Genomic DNA, 1,612 nt, shown 5'->3' with positions numbered 1-1,612 from the left:
CTTTTATAATTTTGCTCAAAAAAAAGCAGAGCAGCTTAATCCTAAGCCCTCTGCTTCTATATCCAATGCTTTATTATACCCTTAAGCATAAAGTCTCGTTATTATGCACCATCATCCAACTTCCGCAAATCTTCTTTATATGTTAATAAAGCCTACTCTAAAGATAACTTTTTTCTTTATTTTATCTATCATATCCTATCTTTTTTATTTTTTTAGGTTGAATATTTTATTAACACGATTATTCTATCATACAGTCTATGGATTGCACAATATACTAATTTAGGATTTTACTGCATTTCCTCCACCCAGGCTCTCATCTCATCAGAGCCTGCCTTTATCTTAAAAAGCTTCGCACCCATTATCCTTGCATTCGGTAAAAGTGACTGCAGCTTCTCCTTACTTCTTCCCATTCCTCCGCCTCCTGATGTGGCAAACAGGGCAATCTTTTTGCCAGAAAAGTCATATCCCTTTAAAAATGTATTTATAATATTGGGGGCTCCTCCGTACCACACCGGAAAACCTATTAAAATCAAATCATAGTCCTGTATATTTTGCAATTTACCGGCGATTTCCACATCCTTTTTTCCAAGCTTTTCCTTATTACAACGGGACAGTGGATTTACCCAGTTTATATCCGCCTTTGTATACCTGTCCTTGGCCGCTATTTCAAAAATATCTCCACTTACGGCAGCCGCCAGATTTTTTGCCACCCTCTCTGTAACCCTGCCCTCACTGGCAGTAAAATATGCTACCAATATCTTTTTCTCAATCATTGTACTTTATCCCTTCTTCAGCCATCGGCTGTTAAAATTTATATTTTCTATAAAGACTTTATCATCTTCTGTTTTCTTCAATCCATTTCTTTGCAAAGTCCACCAAATCCCTTTGCCTCATTAATCTAATTTCACAATTTCCCAATTTAACTTTTTTTACATCTCTCTCCCTTTCAAAGGCCTCTCCGATTTCATTAAAGTCCTCTCCGTTCACATACAAAGTTTCATAGGCTTTCCACACCCTTTTACCCTCTTCCATGACCGCACTGTGCTCAGTCACATTATGCTTCCCTCCATAATTTGCAACAGTATCCGCCAGATGAAGTGAGGTGTTCTTATCATAGCCCACACCTATTAAAAGCACCTTTCCGTCAAGTTCATACAGTCTCCCCACCGGTGAAGCCTTGCCTAAAATGTCTGACAGGTCATTATTTTTTGTTAAATACAGGGCATTCTTTCCCCATGCCGCAACCGATCTTGCCGGATGATCGCTTCTGACAGTGCCTTCCCACAGGCGAAACATTTCAGCCACCGCACCCATTGTATTGGTGGGGGTAAGCTTTTTATCATATGCCGGCCAGTTATCCCTTATAATCTGCCAATACTTCCTGCCCACAGTCCAATGTACCCCCGCATCGGGATTTTGAAATGTGCTTACGCTTAGGTTTGCTCTTTTTGCAGCATCTTCTACTGATATTATTCCGTCTTTTACAAGCATAAGTAATGTATTTATAACACCTTCTTTTATACCCTCTTTTCTACCTTCTTTTTTACCCTCTTTTATCCACTTGTCTTTAGATTCTTCTTTAAATATGTCGTATAACTCCTTCATTGCATCT

The 1,612-nt window shown here is 39.0% G+C and carries 2 protein-coding genes; both read right to left on the bottom strand.

What is annotated here, in order from left to right:
* Positions 1-287: 287 nt before the first annotated feature.
* A complete protein-coding gene (locus HMPREF1495_RS04990) occupies positions 288-773 on the bottom strand; it encodes a flavodoxin (protein ID WP_007594383.1) in 486 nt (161 codons plus the stop codon).
* Positions 774-834: 61 nt separating this feature from the next.
* A partial coding sequence (locus HMPREF1495_RS04985) for an aminoglycoside N(3)-acetyltransferase (protein ID WP_330368666.1) occupies positions 835-1,612 on the bottom strand: 778 nt, incomplete at its 5' end.

Origin of the sequence: Lachnoanaerobaculum sp. MSX33, assembly GCF_000512995.1 — a bacterium.
GTDB lineage: Bacteria > Bacillota > Clostridia > Lachnospirales > Lachnospiraceae > Lachnoanaerobaculum.
This window is presented reverse-complemented; position numbering and strand designations above follow the sequence as displayed.

Coding starts and splice junctions, on each gene's coding strand:
- HMPREF1495_RS04990 (WP_007594383.1), bottom strand. CDS start 773: ATGATTGAGAAAAAGATATTGGTAGCATATTTTACTGCCAGTGAGGGC.